At 49.3% G+C, this 5526-nt stretch carries 2 protein-coding genes; both read left to right on the top strand.

Annotation, left to right across the window (positions count from 1 at the left end; all coding sequences use genetic code 11):
* The coding region (locus KBW69_RS23050; protein WP_257282463.1) for a hypothetical protein at positions 1 to 184 on the top strand (184 nt) is incomplete at its 5' end.
* A 229-nt stretch (positions 185 to 413) separates the two neighbouring features.
* On the top strand, positions 414 to 5526 hold a 5113-nt coding region (locus KBW69_RS23055), incomplete at its 3' end, for a hypothetical protein (RefSeq protein WP_257282464.1).

Here is a 5526-nt window from a genome sequence, read left to right on the forward strand (position 1 = left end):
TGCCGTTTTATCCTCTGCGGGATCGTCTTCGGCCATTCAAGGTTGGGGAATTGGGCTTATTACAACGGGCACTGTGTTGGCTGTATCGGTTGCGGTTATCGTAGCCATTAAGAAGTTTAAAAGACAACCACCCGGATCAAAAACGGAAACCACTGAATTACTACCCTTAGACAAACTTAAATAACCGACAACCAGGAGCATCCCTCAAGAACAATTAGCAAAAACATTATCATTGCCTCAAAGGGTTATCGGGCCAATAGCTTATCCAGAAAAAGTTGGCCCTGGTATCCCCTTGCTCAAACTTAAGTTTTTTCCGGTTACCCGCATGTTTATGCATGATGACTCCTCATAGTCTACATGTACGGACACAAATACGGGTAGTTCTCATCATTGTTTTTCATGGTGCTCACTCAATGAATAACAGCCCGATGAAAGATCAGTATCGGCAAAGTCCAACTATCTTCACAAAGTCGTCTGTACTGTTATTGCCACTTGTCGTCTTCTTTCCAAACTGGAACAGTTGGGCCAGCACGGTTCAGCTGGACAATAGTAATTTCAATCACTACCTGAATGCCGACCACCCGGTCGAAGGACGCTATGAGTTAATCAGTAATATTGACCTGAGCGGATCTCAATGGAAACCTGTCGGCAATGCCTCCAAACCGTTCACTGTCAATCTGCTTGGCAATGGTTACATTATTTTCGGCCTCGAAGTTTCAACGTCAGCAGGTAACACAGCCTCTGGCTTATTCGGAACATTGCACAACAGCACCATCCAACAAATCCTGTTTAAACAACCAAAAGTGACCAGTTCCGGAAATACAAGCCCCACAGGTGCGCTTGTGGGAGTGTTAAAAGGCAGCAGGGTTGAAGAGGTGGTCAATTCTGCCGGAGCTATTCAAACAGGTGGTTTTCACAGTCATGCCGGAGGTATAGCAGGTAGTGTTTCTGATAGCGTCATACACGACAGTGTGAACACCGGCACCGTTTTTACAGCCGGAAGTGCCAGCAAAGGCGGTATCGCTGGATTGGCCGATCAGGCCTCTTCTATTTCAAATAACCTGAATACCGGAAAAATAAGCTCCAGAGATTCATATAACTCACCTGCCGGTGGCATTGTCGGAACACTGAAAGGCAACAGTATTGCTAACAATAACATGAACACCGGCGAGGTTGCAGCTGAACATTCCGAAAGCTCCGGGGGAATTGCAGGAGAAGCAGAAGCAGCCAGGGTCTTGCATAACCTGAACACCGGGAGAATAGCTTCCGATCATTTGTACGGTGAAGCCTATGGCGGGAAAACCGGAAGCAGTGGTGGAATAGTGGGGCTGGCCTCCAGGCAAACCTTGGTCAGCAAAAACCTTAATACAGGTAGCATTTCAACAAGGGTTTATAATACATATGCCGGTGGAATAGCAGGGCAAGTGTTCAATGCTCCCGTTGTTCAAAATGTCAATGCCGGAACTGTCACCACTCACGACGATGGAGCATCTGCTGGCGGTATTGCCGGACAAGCTGAGGGTGGGAGCATTGTAGACAACCTTAATGCCGGAGCCATCTTAACGAAAGGTCCTAGCGCTCGTGTCGCTGGTATTTCCGGAAGTGCCACTCTTTCAGCCTCGGTGTACAACAATGTTAATACGGGGTCTCTTAAGGCTCAGGGCCCCTATCCCCGCGTAAGCGGTGCTGTGGCAAGAGTTTGGAGGGCAGGTTTTATTGAGAATAATCTGGATACTTTCACACGGTATCAATGGATCAATGATGGTGGTGATGGACGCAATACAGGCATCAGAAGACTATCCAAAAGCGCTCTCAAATCAAATCTGAACGGTCTGAGCAGCGCGCTCTGGAATGCCGGTGATGAAACACAGCTGCCAATGCCCGGAGGCATTAACACTCCCTACCGTGAACTTGTCCGAATAAATGGTACCAAACAGGCAAATAACCAGTTCCCCACCGTCCTGAATGAATTTGCAGACCCTGGTGGTGTTGCAAACGCCACCTCTTTCAATCGTACTATCTGGAACGGGCATTACGGCTATTTACCGTTTCCGAAAACTTTCTCCGAACCGCAAACATTACTGGCTGGAATTGATTGCACACCGGGAGGGTTTGACTGCAGCAAAGAAATATATCGGTTGATCCATGAAATTGATATAGACCCGAACAGGTTGCCTGAAATAGCGATCCCAGCACCCACGGGCAGAGTTCTGAAAAGATATTGTCCGCCTCACAGGGTTTTGAGTGTTGCGTGGAACAGGGACAGTAAGCACATAGCGGTGGGAATAGGTTCAGGTACAGGCAGGAGTGGCTGTACCCGTTCAGCAACCGTACAAATCTTTGAAATCAATGCCTCGGGGTCTCCCAGACTCCTTTACACTCTGACCTATCCGAAAAACGGATGGGCTCTAGGCGTTGAGTTCAACCACGACGGTACCGAGCTGGCAGTCGGAACTTATTATAATGGGGTCAGGATTTATGACGTGATGAACGGGTACATCCTCAAGAAGCGCCTGCCTCATGCGACAGGCTTTATACGGGCCCTTAAATACAACCACAGCGGCACCCTTCTGGCGGCCGGGGCAAGTGATAACACGGTCAAGGTTTACAATGTGACAAATGACTATGCCCTCGAGCGCGAACTGCATGATGCGACAGAGAAGATACTGAGCATTACCTTCAATCACGACGGCAGCTTGCTGGTAGCTGCTGCGGAAGATGGACAGATCAGGATTTATGCCGTGGCAAACTCGTTTAACCTCGAGCGAGTCCTGTTCTACAGGAAGACAGGCGGAGCACTCAGCATGGCTTTCAATCACGACAGCAGCCTGCTGGCAGCCGGAGGATATGAGATCAATTTTTATCGTGGGAAGAGTCCTTACACCCACCTGCGCCCCCAACTGTACACCGCACGCGGTGTGGCCGCAGATAGCATTGCCTTCAACCCCAGTGGCACCAGGCTGGCAGCCGGGAGGAACGATGGACAGGTATGGATTTATAGCGGGACAAGCCCATTTAAACACCTGAAAACCCTGACCGATGGGCACAACAGAATGTACAGTATTGCCTACGCTCAAAACAACAAATGGCTGGCTGTTGGTGATTTACATCAAAAAGTCTTGATTTATGAGCTCGATACACCATCGCCATCTCTACAGCCCCCAACCAGCGAATTTACCACCGCTTCTGTAGCTCATACTTCACCCAGTTCGGAGTCACTTTTAGGCGTTTCATCCGCTGTCCCATCTTCATCGGCACAGCCTTTAACCAGCACATTGCCCACCACTTCTGTAGCTCGCACTTCAAGCATTTCTGTGTCGCCGTCAGAAGTTTCATCTGTTGTGCCATCGTCGTCAGTACCGCCTTCAACCACTGAATTGAGTACGGCTTCTGTAGCCCCAACTTCACTCAGTTCGGTGTTACCTTCAGAAGTTTCATCCGCTGTCCCGGTGTCATCTTCTGAAGTGCCAACCACTGTCCCAGCGTCATCAGCACCGCCACCCACCAGCAGCGCCCGCACGGTTCAGCTGGACAATAGTAATTTCAACCAATACCTGAATGCCGACCACCCGGTCGAGGGACGCTATGAGTTAATCGGTAATATTGACCTGAGCGGGTCTCAATGGAAACCTGTCGGCAATGCCTCCAAACCGTTCTCTGTCACTCTGCTTGGTAATGGTCACGTTATTTCCGGTCTCGAAGTTTCAACGTCAACAGGTAACACAGCCTCTGGCTTGTTCGGGACATTGCAGGACAGCACCATACGACAAATCCTGCTTAAACAGCCAAAAGTGACCAGTACCGGAAACACCAGCCCCACAGGTGCGCTTGTGGGTGAGTTGAGACGCAGCAGGATTGAAGAGGTGGTCAATTATGCCGGAGCCATCAGAACGAGTGGTTATCACAGTCATGGTGGAGGTATAGCAGGCAGTGCTTCTGGCAGTGTCATACGCGATAGCCTGAACACCGGAACCGTTTTCACAACCGGAAGCGCCAACACTGGTGGTATCGCCGGGGTAGCGGATCAGAAGTCTTCTGTATCAAACAACTTGAATATTGGAAAAATAACGCCCAGAAGCTTGGATAACTCACCTGCCGGTGGCGTTGTCGGAAGGCTGAAAAGCAATAGCCTTGCTAACAACAATGTGAATACCGGGGAGGTTAATGCTGGCCATACCGAAGATTCCGGGGGGATTGTAGGAAAAGCAGAAACAACCAGCAGGGTATTACATAACCTGAACACCGGAAAAATTGCCTCAGATTATTTGGACGGTACTTCACGGCGAAGTGGTGGGGAGATTGGCGGAATAGTGGGGGAAACCTCCGGTCAAACCCTGGTCAGCAAAAACCTCAATACAGGCAGCATTTCTGGAAAGGTCACCACCAATGTGGGCGGAATCACTGGGGGAGCAGTCAACGCTCCTGTTGTTCAGAATGTAAACACCGGAACTGTCACTACTGACGGTCGCATTGCATCTGCCGGAGGTATTGCCGGAAAAGCCATAGGAAGAGCAGCAATTTATCACAACCTGAATGCCGGAGCAGTCATAGGTAATGGGACTCATAGTTCAACTGGTGGTATATCCGGGAGTGCACGCGATTTGGCCTCGGTTTACAACAATGTTAATACGGGGTTGGTTAAGTCACTGGTAACAGGAAGCTATGAAAGCGGGGCAGTCGCAGAATTTTCCTTTGGGAATGATATTGTCAATAACCTGGACACTTTCACAAAGTATTACCCGACTGATTCGATTCATAATGGATATAATGAAGGTGTCGTGAGAAAATCGAAAAGCGCACTCAAATCAGGCTTAAACGGTTTGAGCAGCGAACTCTGGAACGCCGGTGATGCAACACAGCTGCCGATGCTCAGAGGCATTAACACCCCCTACCGTGAACTTGTCCGAATCAATGGTACCCAACAGACAAACAACCAGTTTCCCATCGTCCTGAACGAGTTTGCAGACCCTGGAGGTGCCGCAAACGCCACCTCTTTCAATCGTACTGTCTGGAACGGGCATTACGGCTATTTACCGTTCCTAAAAGTTTTCTCCAGACTACAAATATTGCTGGCCGGAATTGATTGCACACCCGGAGGATTTGACTGTAGAGTGAAAAAGAACATCACGACAACTCCACCAGCTACGTCATCGTCATCAGCACAGCCTTCAACCATTGATTTGACCACGGCTGCTGAAATCAGAGCCTTAGCTGATTCGGAGTCACCATCAGGCACTTCATCCGCTTTTGAAATATCATCCCCAACAAACACACGGCGAACTAAATTTTCATCGTCGTCTGACAGTACGTCCCCCACAACCGATTCACTTGATCTGTCAAACTGCCTACCACCAAAAGGCAAGCCTCTCTTCCAAACCTATGACGCGAAAAACCAGCAAATATACGTCGTCATTCAGCCTGAGTCGTCTTCCAAAGGGATCGTTCTGGCGCGCTATAAAGGTTCCGAACTGGATAAACCATTTGGTCGTTGCGGCATTGTGACTTACACCACCTCTGCCGACCACT

Source organism: Endozoicomonas sp. ISHI1 (assembly GCF_024606225.1).
Classification (GTDB): Bacteria; Pseudomonadota; Gammaproteobacteria; order Pseudomonadales; family Endozoicomonadaceae; genus Endozoicomonas_A.